We start from the raw sequence: 23,638 nt of genomic DNA, 5'->3' as shown, positions 1-23,638 counted from the left end.
AGGAATTACAAACCATTTCCGATACCAAACAGGACCTTGATAATTGCGACAACCGCTGGCTTCGGCAGGCATTAGCTCTACTGAGTGTGGAGTAGCAACCACTTCCCAATCCGAATCATCCAATTCTACCGTTTCCGCTCTTTCCATATCTCCTTTATAATAACGCCATCCGGGATTAAAATTATAAATATCTCTTCCGCTGCCGGACAATGGGATAAAGCCAGCTACGGAAACTTGGGGACGATAAACAGTATTCCCCCAGAAACAAGAAGGAATAAGTAATAAAAAAATAGATAGTAAGAAATTCTTTATCATGGCGTTTTAAATTTTATGGGTCATCTAATAATCGTTAAACTTATGGATCATCCAATTGTTAATCTTAGGAACTATTTAATTGTTAATCTTATATAGATCATCTAACCTAACCCTGACTGTTAAACTTATAAATCGTCTAATTATCGACCTTATGGGATGTAAATTCCGGTAATTCAATATCTTTCCGCCGTTCTTCGGGAATTACTGTCAAACCCACTAATTCCCCATCTTTCAGTTCGGCCTCCACGGTTGTATTTCCGGGAGCATGCAGTTTGAAATGTACATTCCATTCTATAGGCCAAGCAGGAAAAAGATGTATTTTCTCTCCAACCACCTGCAACAGCATTTCCTGTAAGCCGATCATTCCACTTCCTCCCCAGTTATGATCGGGAGCCCAGTCGTATCCGGGGCCCCAGAAAGCGGGAAAGCGAAAAGGACCATCGGCCAGTTTAAGAGCGGATAAACGGACGGCCTCATCGGTTAAACCTAAACAAGCTGCCCAAATATTGTCTTGCTTCCACCCTACATGAGAACGGAAACGAAGTGCATCCGGATCATAGAGATATGTATTACGGGCAATCTCCAAATCCTTCCGTGCCACTCCGTAAATACGCCAAGGAAATACCGGATAGAGTTGGGGAGTTTCCACATTATTGATACGTTCCCAAGTTTTGGCGGGCGAAATCATCTGCTTTCCCTCCAAGGTACGAAAAGGCAATGGAGGAATGATGGAGAGCATTTCAGGCTTCTTACCATACGCCTCAAGTACGGTACGAAGAGCGGCAATCGTGCTTGAGGCGTTGTTTGTCATTTTATAAGTCTCACAGGCCGAACCGGGAAAAAGAATCAAATGTCCCTCTCCATCCAATGCTTTGGCCCCTCTACGAGTGGCCAGATAACGATAATGTTCTTCGAAGAAAGTAAGAGTACTCTCTATCAATGGCAGATAAGCTGTTATATCAACTTTCCGGTAATTCCTTGTTTCCAGAATCATTTGACAGAATTCGAGTACTGTATCCCATTCGTATTCCAGCCAAGCATTATACTCTACCCCCTTATCAAAATAATCAGGACGTTTTGTTCCATACTCCGCCGGATTAGGCAAACCGTAGTTCTCGATCTGTTCGGCAAAACAGGCACCTGCATGTTGCCAATAGATCAAACTCCGAAGTTCTGCATTACGGAGCATCCGGTTATAAAAGTCAAATTGAGAGGTCATCATATCCAGATCTCCGCTCTTTAACATCGGCCAATAAACCAGACGCTGGTTCTGTGCTGTCATCGTTCCGCCTCCCCATTTACGGAAATCGGGAGTAAAAGCCAGAGTGGAATCTACCAGACAAGGGTCGAATGTAAATAACCCGCCATTGAATTTGGTAGGATAATCACCATAGGCATTGCATCCTAACATGTAACGGAAAAGGGTATAGTTACGCGCCCATACGCTTGCCTGTACTTCATCTGAACGGATAAAGCTACGCTGCCAGAACTCCTGCCACCAAAGACGTGTCCGCTTCTTATCCTTCGTAATGTCTACGGCAGCAAGCGTCCGCTTTGCATTTTGCAACCATTTTTCCAAATCAGTAGTTTGCTCCGTATGCAAAGCAATGTGTACCTTTTGATGTTTCATCGGCTTTATTGTCCGAAAAAGCCAGGCACGATAATCCGTCCCGGCATACACCCCATCGATAGTTCCGGCATAAGTATAGCCTTCGGCTCGGAGGACACCACCGGAAACAAGATTACTCAAAGGGTTCATCAGCAAAGTCTTCACGCCATCCAAACCTTGCTGCGAAACGGCATAGTCAAAGACGGTCTTCGATGGATTCTGATGAAAAAAGACAAGGTGATTACTGGTTACAGAGATGGAATCGGCTGTCGTTACCTGACCTTTCGGAGTGGTCCATTTATAGGAGTTCTGTTGCCCTTCTCCTTTACGGATCACCCGGTCCCGATGACGCCAATTCTCATAATACAGTTCAGCTTGGCAGGCTATGCTACTATTTATTTCCAGATGAATTACCGGATGATATACATCTGCCCAGAGTTGTATCACAGTCTTGCCGGCGGCGATCTCTACATAACCGTCTTCCAGTTTGAGCTCTTGCCGGAAATTTTCTACGTTTAAGAAAGGATTGGGTGATAAGCGCAGGCGGATACGCCCTTGTTTCAACAAGCAATTATGCTCGTCGAAAGTACCACTCCGACTGATATAAAACAAGACATCTCCATCCTCTACCCACACATTCATACCAATGTCCCCACCTCCACAAGGCATGGAAGCAGATGAGTCGGTACTGGGTGTTCTCCAAATGAGACCGGCATGCCCACTCACCTGAACGGACATGCCAATCATCCAACCAAACACAATCAAAAAAAATCTCTTCATAGGTTACCAGTTATCCGACCGAAAAGAAGATAAAGGTAATCCTCCGCAAAACAGATCTCCTTCTACATAATTATCAAAGGCATAACGTACAGCCACAGGATGAGGAACCTTCTCACTTCTCACATACATTTTACTGCGGACGATCCATGCTTTTGCCGGATGGAAAATCCGGTCTTCACCGGCTACGGAAAACAGTTTCGATTCGAAGCACTCCTTTCCGGATATCCACATATCCGCCCGTTCAAAACTAACAATCACCGTATCTCCCTGTATCTCCATTGATTTATAATAAGGGCTTTCGCCATTGACACCTTCGATGCCGTAGGTCTTAGTTAATGCTAATAAGCCCAAACGTTCGCCGGCCAGCCTTTTTTTGGCAGGATGAATACCTTTCTCCATGCCAGCATCAAGCAAAACGGCCATACCGGTGTGAGGAACGCGATGCTCTACCTGCGACTGCGCTTCGCGAATGAGTGCCGACTGTACCGGTTCCTGTCCGGGTGCGGTGATCAAGGCATAATCGTAAGGAGCAATCTGGCAATAATAAAAAGGAAAATCTCCCTGTTGCCACGCAGCACGCCAGCCATTGATCAGAGTGGTAAACATATCGGCATAGGAATGGGGACGATTCGTATTGTCTTCTCCCTGATACCAAATGACACCACGCATAGTGATACCGATGAGCGGATGCAACATACCATTGTAAAGGGTGGTAGGTGTACGGTTTGGAGAGGTAATATCGGCATCAGTACGGGGAATCCTAACTTCGGGGAAGGCACGCAACATCTCCTCCGTCATCCATGCTTCGGCAGCCGATCCTCCCCACGCAGTAACGATAAGCCCCACAGGGACATCCAAAAGTTCATTCAACAGCCGCCCGAAATAATAGGCAGTCGCGCTAAATTCACGCACAGTAGTAGGCATAGCTTCGTTCCACGTACCGGTAACATCATACTGCGGAAGCAGGGTAGAGTGCCGTTTCACTGTAAATAATCTCAAAGAAGGGTTGGTACTACGCAAAATATCCATATCAGCCCCTTCGATAGGTTGATTTTTATATCCCTTCATCGGCATTTCCATATTGCTCTGTCCGCTACATATCCATAGTTCTCCTATCAAAATATTATTCAGCACGGTTAATTCTCCATCAGAGAATGTCAAAGAATAAGGTCCACCTGCCGGCGGGGTAGTCACTGACATATTCCACTTTCCCTGAGTATCAGCAGTGGCACGGTATGTCTTTCCGTCCCAACCGGTAGTCAATGTAACAGTTTTTCTTGGGGTAGCTGTTCCCCAGAGATTGGCGGTGGCTTGTTGTTGCATGACCATACCATCGGAGAAAAAAGCCGGTAATTGCACTTTTGCTTGTGTAAAGGCTCCGCAAAGGCCCATAAGGGCAAGACTAATTGTTGTTATTCTTCTTTTCATGTCTAAAAGCCTCTCCCCGACCCTCTCCGGAGGAGAGGGAGAAGAGAGATACTATGTTTATTAATCAATTACAAAATAAACTTTGGGCTGGGGAGAGGCCGGTTAGGGAGAGACTGAAAGCCTCATTTCCAAAGGTCCGAATAAGCCGGCCGGTACAAGTTCTGTTCCGTCCAGACGATACCGTGCATTGGTCCATATACCGTTAAAAGGGGGTTCTCCACGATCCATACCTCTAATGGCATTGGCCCAAGTGTTGATGATTTCTATCTCCAGCGTATTTTTGCCTTTCCGCAAAGCGGCAGTCACCTCTACCTGATAAGGAGCAGTCCATGCAGTACCACATTCCACTCCATTGACTTTTATTACAGCTATGTTCTCAACCCGTCCTAAACGAAGATACGCCACCGGCATCTTTCTGTCATCTGTCCAATTGAAGGTATTCGTATAAACAGCCCTACCCGAATAATAACGGATGGAGTGATCCTGCTCATCGGTCCAATCAAAAAGCGTATCCCGACGGATCGTTTTATTCAAACCGGCAAAATAGACAGACCAAGGCTTTTTAAAGCGAAGCGGCAGGATATCTGTCTCTTCCGATAACTCAGATGATAACTCCGATGACAGTTCGGTTGATGCCTCTTTCGATAAGTCTGTTGGCAATTCCGGTACAATAGTTTCGTTCTTCTGATCCGCCTTGAAATAACAGACTATAAATACAGACTCACCGGCTGCCAAAGTAAGTTCAACGGACGTACGCCCGTCCTTACATTTCCAGGAGCGTGCTTTATACATCTCACCCGACACCGGATTCCAACATTCAGGTTGCACTTTTTTTATTCCTCTCAAAGATGCTGTAAAATGACGTTCTTCCCCCCGTTGGTTAGACAGGAAATAAATCTCGGCTTCGGGGCCTTTGCGATGCGTCCAAGCTATATCTTCGGGTACGATGACATCGCGTTCCAGCCCATAAGCGGCAAAATCCTCGAAGCGGTAAGGCAATTCGGGAATTATTATACCGGCCTTCCGCCACTCGTCGACTTTGGCCTGAACCTCTGTAGATAAAGGCAACCCGTCCGGATCCATCGGACGCGGCAACGGCAGGACTAATACTTTATAAGAAGCGCCACCGGGCAGGCAAATCCGACCCTTATCAACCGAAGCCAAACACAGCAGAGCATCTTTATTGAAAGAATCATAGGCATAGCCACGCAATGGATTGACCCAATTTTCGGGATCGGCCATATTGGCGGAATGGGTAACACCGACGATAGTACGAAGCGGTTGACCGATATTAGCGAGCCTGTTTTTTTCGCTCTCTACCCGCCGACTTCCGAAAAGCCCCGGCAGAGAAGGTACCAGACGTTCGGGTAGAACGGCACGACGCGGTATCTCTTCACCCGTAAACACAGCGATGTCTACCACCGGATGCCCATATTGCAACAGGGCCTGGCAACGCCGGGTATAATCGACAAAGGCTTTCGCCCCCTTTTCCCACCAAGTCTGATCGCGCTGGAAGAAAAATCCGATACCATCCAAAGTCATTCCGGGACGACGATCGAGCCACGGATTGTGCACATATACGTGAAAAAACAGGCGGTTGATACCTAATGCATAATTACGGTCGAGCAAGGGTTTCAGAAGGGCCGGATGCTCGTTCCATGTGCCCCTCACTTGTGTAAATCCTTCAGCCTGGATAATGTTCTTGCCATAGACATGCGCTCCACTGATGGCATCGAGCATGTCATTCGGTTTGTCGTGGGTAGGGCTATTGAACCAAAACTCCCCCATCGGGTAATCGACTTTCTGATAGTGTAGCATCCCGTCACTAACCATTGTGGGAGCCACACACTCGGCAGAAAAGCGACAATCATATTCCCGGGCACAAGTAGCCAATGTTTCATAGAAAACATCTTTTACCAGTTCGGCTATGGTTATACGTACGTCACGCAGAACGCGTTCACTCTCTTCCGCACTTTCCAACGGTATACCGGCAAACAGAGGAAGCCAATCAGACAGGCGATATCCGCGACGCTTCTGAAATTCATCGGGAAAGGAGACGCTCCAGTTCTGGCTTCCGCATTCCCAACTATCGACATGCATGTATTTTAATACCTTACGGGCCAATTCATCTCCAACTTCGGTGAAAGTACGCCCAAACCAATGGTCGAATTGCTTCTTCACTGCCTGCGGATTGAATTTATCGCATTCCAACCCACGGGCGGCTCCACCGGTAGCATTGGTATGCCCGGTGGAAGTGTGTCCCATCCGAAGCAGCTTCCACCGTCCGGCAGGCAAAGTAGCGGCGGTGAGGACTCCAGAGTTCATGTATCCAGTCAAGTCGATGATATCCTGCCGGTGCAGACAATCCTTTTGGGGCAGTTCGGTTTCAGTGGTAGCGGATGCAACCCGCCATACCAAGCCCGCCTTTCCTTCCCACTGGTTAAGACGCGGCCCGTCGTGCAGGCGTAATTCTTTGATTTTGAGATTCGGTTTCCATTTGGCGGCATCCATGTCTTCGCTGCCCGGTTCGGTCCCCTCCGGACTCCAAGTAAAGCGGAAATATCGTGCCGTCACAGGAGGAAGGGCATGAGTCGAGTTTTCATCAGTGTTCTGCCATCCCTGGCGGGCGGGCGTGAGTTGCTTTACGAACCGGAAATCAGTCCCGTTGTCACTGACAAACAGCTTTAACCGATGGGCTTGATAATTATTGCCGGTAAGCACCACTTCTATATTGCGACAAGTAAACGGCCGTGAATATTCATATTGTATCCATGCCGTATCGGGATGAAGCGGCATCCATGCGGCAACGTCCGAAGCATTGGCACGGAAAAAACCGTCCGCCGTGTTTATCAGAGGGCTGGTAGTGATATTTGGAATATCAGGTTCCGATTTTCCAACCGGTAAGGCCAGTAAGGCAATGTCCTGATAATAATCCTGGTAAGCCTCAGGACGAGGTAATTGTAAACTCCTAATCTGCCCTCCGGAAACAATGGTGTCGCTCCATACCACCTTCTGCATCGACTCTTGCGGAGTGATCCAAGGGCCTCCGGCAAGTGCAAAACCATCGCAAATATGCATACCGAGTTTTAATCCTAACCGATCGGCTTCCTGCATACTGAAACGCAGCATTTCCCACCACTGTGGGGAGAGTTGCCGTACAGTCCCATTAAATTCTTTTCCCTGTTCCGTATCCTTGATCGGCATGAGATAGGCGCCTCCCAATCCGACCTGCTTCATTGCTTCCAGATCGGCCGTGATGCCTTCTCGAGACACGGCACCATACATCCAGTACCAGAAACACCAGGAATCAGCATCTTCCGGCGGAGAGAGAAAGCGGTTACGTAAGGTAGCATCCGACTGTGCTACCGTCCATTGAGGAAACTGCAAAAACAAGAAAAGCAGTAATAAAAAGCTTTTACTATAATATTTCATAGGGTAATGAGTCTGTTCTTTGAAAGAAAGACGCACGGATCTGCTTTTTGTACTCAGTCTTCCAAAATACTCATCTTTCCCACATATGATCCCTTATTCCCATCAAATTTATCCCCTTCCACTATCTTCACCTTTTTGCTCAAATGCCCTGTTCATCAGCGATACGAGGAGAAGGGCCTTACCGGTTCCTTAAGCACGGTGCTTATCATCCGTAAGCAGGGTGCTCATCCACCGTGAGCACGGTGCTGACAAGTGGTATGCACGGTACCCGGAAACCGTATGTACGGTGCATAAAGAACAGGAAAGTACCTTTTCGCAAAGAGGGTAAATGTATCAAAACTCTCATAAACTAAAAATCACTCTCGCTACAGGCAGTTGTAACGAGGGTGATTTCGATAAAAGGGGAGTTTTGACATCCCCTTTGAAATTAGCATAGCAAACTTGTAAAACTCCAATAAGATTATTCAAAGCAGAGAATGATACTTCCTTTCTGCTCCCCATCCACCCATTTCGGTTGTGATGACGGACCGACAAGATCAGTCGTATTCACCTTATTGCGTACGGGAGGAATCACTTTCATCACACTGATACCGGTGCCCGGCAACGTATAGAGTAAGGCATCGCGTCCGTCACGAGGTTGATAAACCCCGATATAACTATCAGGCGTACGATTCCAGATACGTATTACCCCTTCCTGCGTATGCAAACTCATCCATTGCACATGAGCGAAATACCCCTTGAATTCCGGATAAACAAAACTCTCTCCGGGGACAGGATCGTTGTACTCATTCTCCCAAACACCCAATTGCGGGCCATGCAAGCGGTTCTGCCACACACGATACGGGCCGTCGCCCACCCAACGTTTACTTAAAACCAGCTCTTCGGGATAATCGAACATGACTCCCATCAAATCGACCACACCACTGAAATTGTAATGGAAATCAAGAGAAACCCTGCCGTCCGGTGTTATTACCCAGACTGCTTTATCGAAATTTCCCAACCGATAGCCGGCAGTTACCGTAATCTTTCCGTCCGCTTCCTCGACATCAAATCCGCAGAACCGGCCGGTATCCTCGAAAGTGGAATAAGTTGTCTTTTTCTTTTCTGCATCCGGATCGTCATGGTTATAGAACTGATCCAATGAACGGTCGGCACGCCGGGCAGCTATGAAACGCGGCCCATTCCCCAAATGAATCGTACGTTCACCTATCCGGACATACTTCAACCGTCCGTCACGCTTACTGAAAACAAATACCTTGCCGCCTGCATGGATCATCAAATCGTCCACCGTTTCTTCTCTTGATGGAACTGCCCCCATTGCCGGCACCGGGCAAGGAACCTCTTCCAATCGATAACTATAAGTAAACAGTTCACGCCCAAAAGTATCCGTAATCGTAAGCATCAATGCATTTGCTCCACGTACGGTAGCAGGAATACGGACCTCACCCGTTTCATGAGCAGGAATATCACCACCACGGACTTCTCCTTGTTCAAGAACCTTCATCTCCATTCCTGTATCTTCGGCAGTGGGCAACTGGACGTAACGGTAAGCAAACCGGCAACTGTTCAGATTCAGAAAATCATAGCGGTTTTCTACTTGCAGCTTGCCATCAAAAGTAGCATCGATGTGTCGATTCATCACCTGTACAGGACACCACACTTGCCGGACGGTGTAATAACTCCCCTCCTTCTCGTGATGCGGGCCTACGATGCCATCAGCACCAAAGTTTCCCACGTTGTCGATAAAACCGTTCTTATCCGTCCGTTTCACTCCTTCATCGGCTAAAACCCAGATAAAACCACCTACACAACGCGGATGTTTCCGCATCATCTCCCAATAATCATACAATCCGGCGCCTGCACCACCGTCATACAAGCCGTGAAGGAACTCGGTAGGCATAAAAAGTTCGGGCAGGCGCATATAATTCTGGCTCTCACCGTAAGAACGGTAATGCATCGTTTCGTATCCTCCGAAATTACCTTGCGGATGCAATACCGGCCGCCGTTGCGGGTCATATTTATGAAACTCTCCGTCCAACTCCGTATTCCATCCTCTTTCATTGCCGTTGCTCCACCAGATAACAGAAGGATGATTCACATCGCGAATCACCATTTCACGCACCAACTTCTGCCCTACTACCGTTTCGTGCTTGCCGTGCCAACCGGATAACTCATTCATCACATACAGCCCCAAACTGTCACACGCCTCCAAGAATTCCGGATCGGCCGGATAATGACTCAACCGCACGGCATTCATATTCATGCTTTTTATTAACAGTACATCTTCTATGTTTTTTACCTTGCTCAAGGTACGTCCGCTTTCGGGACGAAAACTATGGCGGTTGACACCACGGATATTTACCCGCACTCCATTAATATACAACCCGTCACTTTCACGGGTTTCGATAGTGCGGAAACCAAACTTTTGCACCTCTTCATGAAGCACTTCACCCCCCCTGCCCGACAAGATGAAACGGGCAGTATACAGATTAGGGGTCTCGGCAGTCCAGAGATCGGGAGAGTCGGCATGCAGGCGGACAATTGCATAATCGCTTCCTGTACGTACGGAAGAAGTGGCTTCTGCTATTTTCTTCCCATGGCGATCGGTGATCACCGTCTTTATCCGGGCACCTTCCAATGTCTTGTTCAGATAACATCCGGCTGTAAAACTGCCGTCAGCCTGTGCATCAATGGCTACCCTACTGATATTCTGTGCGGGCTTGGCCACGATGAAAACCGGACGGTACAGACCACCGAAATTCCAGTAGTCGGCACGACGTTCCGCTAAATTCACTCCGGCGTTACTACTCTCTTTACTTACTGTCACCTCCAGAAGATTTTTCGTATCACCGAAGAAAATCCGGTCGCTCACATCATAAGTAAAACGATAGAAACCTCCCTGATGTATCTCGCCTGCTTTGCGACCGTTAATTTTGACTTCCGTATCCGTCATAGAAGCCTCAAACACCAGTTCGATTTGTTTCCCATTCCAAGCAGCAGGCAGATAAAACTCGTACTTATACATCCCTTTTTCATCGGCAATCCCTTCCGGAAATGCCTTGCCATAAAAGCGCATCCCATATTGGTAAGTACCGAAACCCTGCAACTCCCAGCAAGAAGGCACACCTATCTTCGTCCATCGACCGGAATTATTACCTCCGGTACAATAGAAATCCCATTCTACCATATCATCACACCCTTTTCCCGACAAATACCGGCGTTCCGTATTCACTGAGGACTGGGCATGTGCGCCTATCGAGATCAGTGTAAATGCACAAATGAATGTTGACAGGCCTCTCCCCAGACGGCCTCTCCCCAACCCTCTCCGTGGGAGAGGGGGCAAAGTTAGTTTTGAATCTGTTTTAGACAGAAGAACAAAAGAGCATATTTCTTGCATAACCTTTATTGGCATGGGCAGCTTATTGGCTCTTTTGTCCTTTTGTTCTTCTGTTCTTCTGCCCTTTTGTCTGAAAAATAATAATTTATTCATGTCTTATCAATTTAAAAGCCTTTCTCCGGTCCCCTCCGTAGGAGAAGGAGAAGAAAGATACTATGTTTTATCAATCAGTTGCAAAACTAACTTTGCCCCCTCTCCCACGGAGAGGGTTGGGGAGAGGCCTGTTGTGGAGAGGCCTGTTGAGTCTTTTTAAGAATCACCTTCAACCGATGTTCTTTTTTCTCGATAGCATATCGCTTAAGTACTCCCGGCCCGCAACTGCTATTCCCTAAACCCAACACAGCAGCATCCAGACTGAGAATAACATCCGGACGTTCCTGTAACTGATAATCATGTGTAGCCCGATAGATATCATTTACCGTATAGTGTAAGGCAGATGCGGAAAAAGTCTTCCCTACCGCCTCTACCCGGATTCCTTTTCCATAATCGTCCGTCAGTTCCAGAAAACGTACGTCTTCTTTATTTCCGCTATCCTGCGGTCGCGGATAATGCGTATATTGCTCACTCACTTTACCACTCCATAAACCCACGAAACAAGAAGTCTTGCGATCGGGATAATTCTCCCAAGGGCCACGGCCATACCAAGTGAAGTGATCCAGACCGGAACGGATTGGCAAGACAATACCCAAACGGGGAAGTTCAGGCAATACTCCCTCGGGACGGAAAACTGCTTCTATCTCAAGCTGGCCGTCACCGGTAATCGTATACAGCAGCTCCGTGACAATGCTTCCGGAAAGACACCGAACGGTACAACCAGAAGTGACCTGTATCGTTCCGTCAGACAATTGCCGCCACTTCAGAGGTCTCGTATCGTAATCGGGAGCATCGAGTCGATTATTCTGCCAATCTTTAGCCAGCCAATTACCGAAACTTTTATCATTATCGGTCGGTGCACGAAATATCTGAACAGCAGGAACAGATGGAAACAGACACGAATCTCCCAATACCGGAAATGAATCGAACTGCAACTGCATCATACATCCATCCCGCAAACGCCACTGTACCATGCAACCCCCGCTTTTAACCGTCAACAAGCCCCCTTCAGTTGAAAGTTGAGAGTTGAAAGTTGAAAGTTGCTGCGCCGTCACACTGCATCTCCCATCTCCCATCTCTTCTCCTTCTCCCTTTTCTTCCCCTTCTTGAAGGCAGAATTGTTCGGCGGCAACTTCATGTCCTGCCTTGGCCCAAGGCAGGTCTTCTTTCAGAATAATCCTTATCCAAAGACGGATATCCGCACGATTCTTTCTTCTTTTCCCAATCACTTCCGACAAGTTTATCACTCCGGTCATTCCGGGAAGCACTTGCGGCATTTCCAATTCTCCCGTCTTCTCCGGCCGGCCGTCCACAGTAAGTGTCCACAGGCAACGATAGCCTTCCAGACCGATATGATGGTTGCGGTTAGTCAATCTTAACGTGTCTTCCTGAAGTTGCATCTGTATGGGAGCATATACTTTTTTCATTTCCCAATACTTGGGCGTAGTCTCCCGTTCACTACGCAAGATACCGTTGAAGCAAAACGCTTTCAAATTAGGCCGATCACCAAAATCTCCTCCATAAGCAATCATCTCTCCACCACCGGGAAGTGATTTATACAAACCTTGATCGACCCAATCCCAAATAAAGCCCCCCAACATACGGGGATGACTATATATCTCATCCCAATACTCCTGAAAGTTTCCCAAAGCATTACCCATCGCATGAGCATATTCACTGGTCAGTACCGGACGTATATCATTCGTCCGTTCGGCTATCTCGAGCAAGCGTTCCCAACGGGCATTCTCAGCACGTTCCTCGTCAGCCCCTTCCGGAATTCCGGGATTCAAGTATTCCTGTTTCACACGAGTATAGAAACGGCTGATCATATCGACCGTCTCCGGATCGGGGCGCCCGTTCACCCCTTGTGCCCCTTCATAATGAACAGGACGAGTAGGATCGAAATCATGAAGCCAAGCAGAAATTGCAGCGAAATTAGGTCCATATCCACTTTCATTACCCATACTCCAAACCACTATGCAAGGATGGTTCTTATCCCGTTCCGCCATCCGGACGGCACGATCCATAAAAGCAGCATGCCAATCGGAAGCGCTCGCCAGAGTACCACGCAAACCATGCTCCTCTATATTCGCCTCATCCATAACATAAAGTCCCAAACTATCGCATAATTCATACCAACGACTCACATTCGGATAATGGCTGGTACGAACCGCATTCACATTTCCTTGCTTCATCAACAAAATATCCTGTAGCATGCGTTCTTCCGTCATCACCCGACCCAAACGCGGATCATGCTCATGGCGGTTGACTCCACGGAAACGAATCGGCCGGCCATTTACCAGCATCTGCCCATCCCGTACTTCGACACTGCGAAAGCCGACGGGCTGGCATATTTGCTCTACAATACGTCCGGTGCTGTCCTGCAAGGAGAGATGAAGAGAATAAAGAGACGGAGTCTCGGCAGTCCATTGTTTCGGATTCTTTATAACCGTCGTCATTCTCCCCATTTTACGAGGTCCACGTTGGGGAAACCATTCATTCATACGGGAAGCTTTGTGTTCCAAGTCCAGAACTTCTTCGGCAGAGCAAGATAATTGCGCCAATGAAGTGCCATCCGTATCCGTTAAAATAGCTTGCAGAGTATATCCCTTTCCAGACTCCGCCCGGTAGACACTTAACCGGGGATCAATCTGTATCGTAAAATCCCGGTAAACGGAATCGGGCAGCGTGCGCACCACATAATCACGAATGCGGATATCGGGAGTATGTATCACATATATACTCCGGTGAATTCCTCCGAAGCGCCAGAAATCCTGATCTTCCAGATAGGAACCGTCACTATAACGATAAACTTCCACAGCTATCTGATTCGTTCCGGCATTTAAACAAGAAGTGATATTGAACTCACTCGGTTCCATGCTTCCCTGGCTATACCCTGCCAACTGCCCGTTAATCCATACATAAAAAGCACTCATTACCCCCTCAAAACGCAAGAAAGTTTGTCCGGTCTTCTCCCAACCGGCAGGCAATGTAAAGGTACGTCTGTACTGACCTACCGGATTACGCTCTTTAAAAGTTGTATACTCCGCCTTCGGTTCACTCGTCACACGAGGCGGGTCGATTTTAAACGGATAACCGGCAGAAACATAGATAGGAGTGCCATAACCATTAACTTCCCAATTGGCAGGTACGGGAAACTCCACCCAACGGGAGTCGTCATAATCTGTCCGATAGAAGTCAGGAATGCGTTCCTCCGGCATAGGAGTCCAGCGAAATTTCCACGATCCGTCCAGACAAAGCCTACGGTCTCCGACATGTTCCCCATAAGGAAAGAAAGCTGCCCGTGCCGGTTCCCGGTTGATGTGTAATACTTGATGGTTCTCCCAATCGGGTACTCCCACTTGAGCCGACAAGCCGGCAGCGACACAACAGAATATACCTATTAATATCCTTCTCATCGATTCTTTATCTTACTATATGATCGTATCTTCAAATTACTGTACCTCTAAGGCATCAAAAGCCAATCCCTCCATCCCGTCGGAAGTTAGAACCACTCTATACTGTCCGGCGTTGATATAAGTTCCGGTAGTAGTACTCATCATACGCCACTTTTCAGGGGTATCAGGAAAAGTCAGTATGTCATCTTTCAATACCACCCCTTTTGAATCTATAAAGCGCAGCCTCACTTTGACGGGAACACTACTGCTGTTCATATATTTAAAACGCAGGGCATAAACCTGTGCCAGACCGGTAGATATATTCCACTCGATGCTATTCCGGTCTCCTTTACCAAAAAAGATACCGGTCTGGTTCCGATGTTGCTTCTTCACATATTTTCCTTTCAACAGGGCCGCTTCCGCTTCATAAATCACCCCGACACGTGCATTCTTGTCTTCGGGCAAAAGTTCCGCCGGTGTTTTTTCCACAACATCCCTGTCAAAGTCTTTCCAAGAGAAAGCAGTGGCCTCCGGCATTTCCTGAACTTCAAATTTTCCCTGACGGGCAATGGCAATAGCCGAAATCAATGCCTGCCCGGCTTTTACTTCGGGAAAAGAGATGATCATCTTCCCACCTTTTACTGGGACATACACTACCTTTTTCAGTGCAGTATCATGTCCGCTCTCTGCCCAGATATCCAAATCATCCATAACAACCGAATCATTGATCGCCACATCAAATATACGGAGACCTTCACAATCGGTCGCCGCACTCCCTCCCGTACCGTGCCAAGGTTCGGTGAAATACAATTCTACCCGGTAAACCCCATCTGCTAACGGAAACTCATAATTCAATTTGTGCCGTCCGAAACGAAAACTTTGGAACAAAGGCCAATCCCGCGTACCACGTATCGGATCATATGTCGTCCTTTGGCTGGCAAGATAGGGATTCAAACCATCGAACGCTTCTGCCCATGAATGGGAAAAGGTGGAGTTATCCTGTGCCCATCGTTGTCCGTAACTGTCTACATAAGCATCTCCTCCGCAATTAATACGATAAATATAAGTGTAATCCTTTTCTCCTTGCACGTCTTGCATAACAGGAGTTACCTCGTGATAAAGATTCTCAAACGATGGCGCTTGCTCCAATCCGTTTAATAAAAGGACATCTTCCGTTACCGGTTTCCCTTTGTAATAGCCCACGGCACGAAGAACGTTATAGCGGATATCCCGGTTTTCCCACATGAAATGTGTCCCCTTCCCATGATTTATTTTGCGTCCGAGAAAGACAGCATCACCGGCATCATTGTAAAGTAAAACACTGTCACAATTACTGTATGCTTCGATGGTGGCACGCCGCCGCCCGTTGATAAAACGGTCGGGCCATGTATGCGAAACGAGATATACCATCGGCTCTTTAGCAGCCGGTACATAATTGGCTTTATACAGATAATAAATATCCAAAGGTTCTTCCCAAGGAGTAACCAGTCCTTTGTAATTGAATGGCCCCACCTTGTCGATGATCCGGTAACCCTCGTCCGGCTGACGCCGCCCTGGATTATCATGGCTACTGTAAATCCACTGGAATTGTCCGCATACGCTGTCCCGCACACGTTCTGCCTCCCGAATCTTAATTTCCATCAACCGGCACATCCGGCTCTCGCTCCAAACACCTTTCGGATCAAAGGCTGCCGGCTCTGTATGCAGCCCGATACTTCTCCAGGCGCCATATTCACCATTCAATAATTGATTGGGACGGGAAAGCTCCTCACCGTAACGCTCCACATCTCCTCCATAAGTTCCGCTCCAATTCTGCACCACATTCCAATCAGTTCCTTCTCCTCCGTTGCAGGTCGTAATGATCCGCATATGGTGTGCGGTCGGGTCCATTTCCCGAATAATAGCGGCACATTCCTCCGCAAATTCACGCGGCAAAGTACTCTCATTCTGCAATCCCCACATGACGACCGACGGAGAATTACGCCGTTCCTTCACCCACTGCCGGAGCAATTTCTTGAAATTATCCCGAAATTCAGGCGTATCATACCAGACATGTGCAGAGAATTGCGTCCAGAACAAGATCCCCTCCTTATCCCAATACGTCTGATAATCGAGATGATGGGGTTGATGGGCATCTCTGAATGCATTAAAGCCGGCAGCCCGTATCTGTTTGGCGCGGGCAGCCACCTGCTCACGACTGAATGCGTGGCTTTGCCCGAACTGATGTTCATATTCGCATACCCCATTGATAAAAACCGGAGTACCGTTCAGAAAGAAACGTCCGTCTCCATCTTTACGTTTCACCGGCCAGCTAAGTGTGCGAATTCCGAAAGGAGTAACCACCTCATCGGTCGTTTTTATCTTATCGGCGGTTTTCATATCACGCTTTATCATACTGGTCAACTTATAAAGATACGGATTCTCCGTACTCCATAAAACCGGATTCTCAACGGACGAAGACTGACGAACCGTTTTTGTCTCTCCGGGAGCCAAAGTAACCTCTTCTACCAAACGGAAAACCTGTCGTCCGTCATCATTACTCAACTTACTGACAAGTTCTACAGTCTCTGTCCGTTCCCCGTAATTTTTCACTTCGGTATCTATGTAAACCGTAGCCGCCTGATCGTCATTCCAGATGTGAACGCCAAAAGGTTCGATGCGTATTTCATCTGTAGCTTCCAAAATAACCGGACGGAAGATACCGAAAGGCTGGGAACCTTCACTAAACCCCCATTCCGAAGAACATCCACCACATACCCAAGGCATGTCAGAAATCATCTCCGGATGCTCTACTTTCAACTCCAGTTTATTGGTTCCGTCTATCAAGGCATCGGTCACATCCAGAGTCAGTGTCGTACGACCTACCGGATATCGTCCCAGCTCCTTCTTATTGAAAACAATAGTAGCATACGTCCCTACGCCTTCCAAACGCAGAAAATATCTCTTTCCATCCTGCTTTTGATATACAAATTCATTCTGATACATAGCCGTACCATGAAGATTACCATGTGTCAGTTGCCTGTAACCGTAATAATCATCCCAATTATGAGGAACGGATACGGCAATGGAAGACTCCGGTCCGGAAGAGTCCAACCAAGTTTTCCAATGACCGGACAACTCGGTTATCTGGCGCCTGCCCTTTGTATCCGGTTGCGGGAAACGTACGGCCGAACGCCCCATCGGTTTACTGGTGGCAATGGCAATCCCCCGCTGCTCACTATTATTAACCGCACAATAGAAATGATAAACTACCCCATTGTGTTTTATCACATAGCTTTTATGTGCAAACATCTCGTCATACTCCTTGCTTGGAATCACCAAATCCGCCCCTTTCCAATCTGTCCAATGCACCAAGTCATAACTCGCAGCAAACGTATTGAACGCCTTATACCTGCGTTCCGGATGAAAGGCGGAAAAATAAAACATCACATATACATCCCCCATTTTCTGAATATGGGCATCTCCCGTAATTGTACCATCACTCTCGTGTGCAAAGACCGGATTGCCCCCGTATCGTTTCCAGCGTTTCATGTCTTTGGACAAAGCAATTCCAACACGTTCGCCTTTCAATCCTGTATCGGGGTGTCGCCCTCCCGCATTGTAAAACATAACAAAGGGTGCCCCTAACGTCCGGTCTTTATCCCAATAAACCGTACTTTTGTACTCTGTAAGTTTCTCCCACCATTGAGCGTCTTTATCGTGTATGCTCACAATCGGCTCATCGGCAGATTTCCATTCGTGAGCAGTAGCAATATCCTGATCCGTCCATGCCAAACCGATATGAAGAGGAGCGGTAATAGCCTCATACCCGATACCTTCTCCACCGATATAAGTCATCCAATACTTGCCTTTATAAGATTGCAGCGTGTAGCTTCCTCCCCATTCCATATCGGATAATGCCGGAAATCCTCCCCGCTGATTACAATCCCAAGTATTCTCACGGAAAGAAAGTATACGCCCTAATGTATGCCACTCAAGCAGATTCGGACTTTCCGCTATCCAGGTTTCATACCCTCTTCCGTCCGTCGCCCCCTTTCCGTTGTACACGACATAGGTCATATACCATTTATTGCCCTTGCGAAATACCGTCGGGCAATCTATCTTATAATCATTATTTTGCGGAACAACAGCCAACCCATATTTATAAGGTGTTTTCACCTCCTCATAAATCTCCTCCATACGCTCTTGCGACACCTCGTATGGTGACTGTGCAAAAAGCGAACCGGCAAAAAGGGATAATCCGGCAATAAGCGCTGCTTTTCTCATATTCAACTGCATTGAGTAAGAATCATCCATTAATAAAACATCCAGTCCATTGTCTCCTCTGCTCCGGCAAGAGCCGCATTACGTGGAGTAACGGATTGATCTGTAAATCCTAAAACCAAAGTATACCCTTTCGGTAAGAGCAACTTATGAGTACCGGCAGGAAAATGATAACTGTGTACATTTGCCAAGGGCATACCTTTTATGCGAATGGCATTTGTCAATTTGGGCTCGGCTTGTCCATAATCATTGGCAGATGCATCCGTTTCCAGTTTCGGTGCTTTAGCATACTTTTTTTGATCATCACGGAAATAACCTACCAGTAGATTAACCGCATCATCAGAAGTAAACTCGATAGCCGTCCCTTCCTGACGCTGGTTTTCTGCATTCAGGCAGAAGGCAGTCATTCCCTCCAGTTCCGGTGCAATGGCATCTATTTTTGAATTCGGAAAATCAGAATACAATACAGCACCTTTAGTCAGTTTCACTGTCGGATAATTCTTCAATAATTTCACGTCCGCAGGTCTCAAAGGAGTGATATCAGCCTCCTTTTTGATTGCATTCCCTTCTTTTTGTTCTTTCAACAAAGCAATATTGGACTTGAAGTTCTCCAACTCTTTTTCATAATGTACCAACAATTCTCCCCATGTCTTGTTATGCCCGTCATCACCTCCGATAGGAATACGACGTTGAACTGTCTGCATGCTATTCGCATAGTAATAATGCTCTTTGGTAAGATCTGCCAGCTTGCGGTAATGCTCAAGGCTCTGTTCCATTAACGGAACAGCCTCCTCAAGATCCTTCATATTCTTACCCCATTGATAATCAAGTACTAACTTGGCCGCTTTTACCTTAAAGTGAAAAGCATAGGCAAATTCCCGATAACAATGCATATCATTACGTAGCCGTTCGAATTCATCCTTGTTTCTTGTCACTTTTTCTCCGGCGGCATCTACGGCAGCCACCGCACGATCACCATGTTCAATCACTTGTTGCACTATATCCAAAGGCAATTCACCTACATGCGGTTGTCTTTTCCATTCTTTCTCCACGTATTCTATCAATTTCTCACCTTCCGGTCCGCAACTCTCGTAAAATCCGGGATAAATAGTATATTTATATGGGTTAACCAACTGACTCATAAACATTCCCAACAACAAGGTCTGCCGGTTACCTTCCGTTATTCCAAAACGACGTAACAACTTAGGAGCGATCTCGCCCGATTCCTCATATGCCACGCGGACATTGGCAGCAACTGAAGCATCCATGCCATAATAATCCCCCAACCGTGCATTCCAATATAAGATTTCATCCGAACGGTCACGGCGACAGTTCCAAGCATAACGTGCCCATGCTTTATACCAGATCCAATCCCGATCAAGCTGTAGCTCACGTTTACCATCAGGTAGTTTATCAGCTGTATAAGGCCAATCCCAATAAGATGCTTGAGGATAAAGATGTAGAGCATTTGCCCCATGTACATCGTGCATAGCCTGAACCGCTTTCTGTATAAAATCGGGAGAGCCCCACCGAAATGGTTCCAAGTTAGCTAAAATATGTACATTACTGATATGAATGCTACCCAATGAACTCAGATCCTGATGGATTTTCGACCAAGGGCCACGTGGCTCATAAGTGGTGAGAGACTCACCGTTATATTTGTGCATTGTATAAAGATTCTTATATAGCGGCAAAGCAGCATCCATCACCATTTTGCAATCCGTATCGTGTGCACGCAGTAACAAAGGAGGTTCGTCAGTACGTCCCAACGCCTTCAAACCATCCTTTACTCCGGGAATAATGGTTTGTGTAAACCATTCCACGTCATCTTCATAAGTATCCATAGCCTCCCCAAGACAGACAAGCAGACCCACGTTCGGATATTTCTCAATAAAAGCTGCGATCGATTTACGTGTATAATCACTGATAAGCGGAGTAATCGGTCGATTACGATCCTGAGTTTTAAGCCCGTAATGATCGGCAAATGGTTTGGATAGAAGAATATTATAGAACATTTGAATGACGAAAATACCACGTTTATCCGCCTCTTCTGTCAGGAAAGAAAAAATCTCTTCGTTTTTCTTAAAGGTTTCTTCATCTACTTCCAAAGCAAAAGGATACTCTTCCAACCTCACCAGTGAAGCAAAAGGATGCCCATTCCAAAGGTAAAGTGAATTCATGCGATTCTCCACTAACATGTCTAAATAGCGTATCCATGCCTGTTTATCATAAAACCAAGGAAAGTTTTCCGGAGTATAAGGATATTCATATACACCATGTCCGGGTAAATAAGTAGTTTTCTGTAAACCGATACAAGCTCCCCGAAGTACCATCTCCGGCGCATCTTGACAGAAAGCAGGAAAGTCCAGGTTCTTTTTCTCGTTAATATGATCTATCAACTCACGACAGGCATAAATCACTCCGTTTCCATCATTCCCCCGAACCATTGTCCTGTTTCCCTCTGTTGTAATCAAAAATCCCTCTTTTCTCAACGTAGAATCACAAGCCTGATTCAGAAAAATAATCCTGTCAGCTTCTGTCAAGGTATCCTCAATTCCGGATAAGAGTACCCGATATCCCTCTTTTTCCAACGTTTCCTGTAGTTGCTGCACACCGAAGTTCATACGTATCGAAGCCTCCGGAGGTACTACGATATTCACCGTTTTTTTTCCACACGCACTCAATAAAAACAGGCAACAGCCAATCAAAAGCAATCTTATATTTGTCATTTCTTCATTATATAAATAAAAACTAAACTCCCTTATCTTCCTTCAAGGAAGACGCAGAAAAGATAAGTTTGTACTCATATTAAATTTTAGAAGAGACAGACAAATGAAGTTACCGATTTGACAAGTATAGGCAAAAACTGTTTTTCGAACCAATGAGAGGGACTTAATACCGGGAAGTAGTCATGATTGAATTTAATCATTGTATATCAACACATTAATCTTTCACTTAACAAACAAATAAACCAATATTCTTAACCTACAAGAATACGTATTTAATACTGTGTTAAATACAATCTTTTGTCGGCAAGAATACGTTCCTTTATAAACAAGAAATTAATGTTTTGCGACGAAAGAAACAATATGGCGAAAACGAGATTAACAATGTTAAAATCAGAGGTGTGATTTTCTCACTGCATATTATTCGATAATCGTATGCCTTAAATCCCCTATTACTAAAATCCCCAATTAAAGAAAGGAAGGCTACGTCTATCGCTTTTATTCCAAAACCCGATCTGTATTCCTTTGAGCTTCTTGGAAAAATTACAAAGACCTATCTGGAGACCATTCGATTTAGTGGCAGTATTAAACACCCCTGTCTGTAAACCACATATTTGTTTTTTTGCAAAATTGAATGCACCGATTTGTACTCCTTTTACATGATGCCCCATAGTTCCTAATACCCCGATCTGCATTCCATTGGATTGATGGGCAGTTGCCCAAAGTCCTGCCACCTGTAATCCATTATTGTAAGTCAATCCGTTATTAATATTAAGTCCGGCAAGAGACATTCCATTGACATGATAGTTAATCGTGACTATTCCTCCAAACCCTATGCCATTAATAATATGGCTATCCAATACAGAGCCGGCTACTGAAAAAGAGATACCATTCGTTATACTAAAGCGATTCTTATATAAGATTGCCGGTTCGGCAATTTGCCATCTTCGATTCAATTCCATTATCTCGGAGGGAGGTACTAAAGCAAATGGCAACATCAACGCTAAAAAAGAAGAAGAACCTATTACATCCAGTTTTAGACCGTTAGTCGTGACATTCCGCAAATCATTTATCTCGCCAATACCCAACGAAACACCCGTTATCCGTGTGTTTTTATCATAATAGGTCCATAGGGGAAATCTATTCTTTTTTACTACAAACAAAGTATCTGTAGCTGGTATGCTATCTCTGATGACCGTTACGGCCGGTGGTCTATTTTTCAGCCGGAAGATGTTTTCTTCAATAAAAGAAGGTAGCGGCATATTCTCTCCGATACTGTCGGCATGCTGGTTCTGATTCAGATGAATAAGAACAGGCATATTTTCAAATTCCACTTTTGCCAAATAGGTGGTAGTGACTTCATATCCTCCACGAAAAGAACGATTCTGACTGACTATCCTGTCGGCTGTAAATTTGCACCCTCTGAATAGTATCGTATCCTTGCCTTCAAACAGAATCTTAGACTCCTTCTTCTTATCAAGAATCAAGTTACCCCTTGCCTGCTCCACCGCTTCATCTGTCAGATAAGAATCCCACGAGCAAACGATGTAACCGTCATTGCTTCGCCCGAACTTATAATAATTGCTTCTGAAACTCTTTAGCTCAGAGTCATATACATACACAGGCTTATTCTTCTCAAGCAAAAGTTGAGGATTAATAATCTTCTGTCTTAAGAAATAAATAGTATCCTCGCTGTTAGGGATATAAACAGAATGCGGTATATCACAATTCCATATCTTATCGACCAACTGTCTCTGATATACAGTATCTGCAACCCCTTGTTTTGAAAAAGCTACTCCCGACAACAAACAAGCTGTCACAGGCTGTATATATGCAGTACAAATAGTCGGAACACTATCCATATAGTTATGCCTGACACAAGAATAAATAGAAATATCTCCCTCCTTAGAAAACGTTATATCTTTCTTATAACATCCAAGCAGTTTTTCTGCCAGACTCCAATAATAATCTTCATCCTTGCAATGCTGCGTCCGCAAATATCTTACAACTCTACTTTTATAGGGAGGAATCTCAATACTCTCTGTTCTTATCCGATACCCATTTCCTTGAAATATGGAACCGGAAGTTGTAAATTTTGCCTCAAAAGGTTTCCAAATCGAATCATTTGTCTGCGCCATACCGAGATGGCACATCAGGAAAAGAGCCAGCAATAAAAATAATTTTTTCATAGAGAATG

Annotated in this window: 8 protein-coding genes and 1 pseudogene; all 9 read right to left on the bottom strand. The window is 46.0% G+C overall.

The window, feature by feature from the left end; all coding sequences use genetic code 11:
* Nucleotides 1-315: pseudogene (locus QVP90_RS18035) on the bottom strand (glycoside hydrolase family 2); the annotation flags it as partial.
* 136 nt (nucleotides 316-451) lie between these two features.
* Nucleotides 452-2,704: a DUF5703 domain-containing protein gene (locus QVP90_RS18030; protein ID WP_021937192.1), complete on the bottom strand. Its 2,253-nt coding sequence runs from the start codon at nucleotides 2,702-2,704 to the stop codon at nucleotides 452-454.
* A gap of 3 nt (nucleotides 2,705-2,707) precedes the next feature.
* Nucleotides 2,708-4,096 carry a sialate O-acetylesterase gene (locus tag QVP90_RS18025; RefSeq protein ID WP_005925609.1) on the bottom strand — a complete coding sequence of 463 codons (1,389 nt, stop codon included), beginning with the start codon at nucleotides 4,094-4,096 and terminating at the stop codon, nucleotides 2,708-2,710.
* A gap of 138 nt (nucleotides 4,097-4,234) precedes the next feature.
* Nucleotides 4,235-7,564 carry a glycosyl hydrolase gene (locus QVP90_RS18020; RefSeq protein ID WP_021937191.1) on the bottom strand — a complete coding sequence of 1,110 codons (3,330 nt, stop codon included), beginning with the start codon at nucleotides 7,562-7,564 and terminating at the stop codon, nucleotides 4,235-4,237.
* A gap of 460 nt (nucleotides 7,565-8,024) precedes the next feature.
* Nucleotides 8,025-10,961 (bottom strand): glycoside hydrolase family 2 protein, encoded by a 2,937-nt coding sequence (locus QVP90_RS18015; RefSeq protein ID WP_021937190.1) that lies wholly within the window; start codon nucleotides 10,959-10,961, stop codon nucleotides 8,025-8,027.
* 179 nt (nucleotides 10,962-11,140) lie between these two features.
* Nucleotides 11,141-14,473, bottom strand: coding sequence for a glycoside hydrolase family 2 TIM barrel-domain containing protein (locus QVP90_RS18010; RefSeq protein ID WP_021937189.1), 3,333 nt, complete (start codon nucleotides 14,471-14,473; stop codon nucleotides 11,141-11,143).
* 36 nt (nucleotides 14,474-14,509) lie between these two features.
* On the bottom strand, nucleotides 14,510-18,718 hold the full coding sequence (locus QVP90_RS18005; protein WP_224203838.1) for a beta-d-glucuronidase/beta-L-arabinofuranosidase: 4,209 nt from the start codon (nucleotides 18,716-18,718) through the stop codon (nucleotides 14,510-14,512).
* Nucleotides 18,719-18,747: 29 nt separating this feature from the next.
* Nucleotides 18,748-21,444: an alpha-d-galacturonidase gene (locus tag QVP90_RS18000; RefSeq protein WP_021937187.1), complete on the bottom strand. Its 2,697-nt coding sequence runs from the start codon at nucleotides 21,442-21,444 to the stop codon at nucleotides 18,748-18,750.
* Between the two features lie 452 nt (nucleotides 21,445-21,896).
* Nucleotides 21,897-23,630 carry an LA_2272 family surface repeat-containing protein gene (locus QVP90_RS17995; protein WP_021937186.1) on the bottom strand — a complete coding sequence of 578 codons (1,734 nt, stop codon included), beginning with the start codon at nucleotides 23,628-23,630 and terminating at the stop codon, nucleotides 21,897-21,899.
* Nucleotides 23,631-23,638 lie beyond the last annotated feature (8 nt).

The sequence above is a fragment of the Bacteroides sp. CAG:189 genome (assembly GCF_000432295.1).
In the GTDB taxonomy this organism is placed as follows: domain Bacteria; phylum Bacteroidota; class Bacteroidia; order Bacteroidales; family Bacteroidaceae; genus Bacteroides; species Bacteroides salyersiae.
Note: the sequence above shows the minus strand (reverse complement) of the source record. Positions and strands in the feature narration are given on the sequence as shown.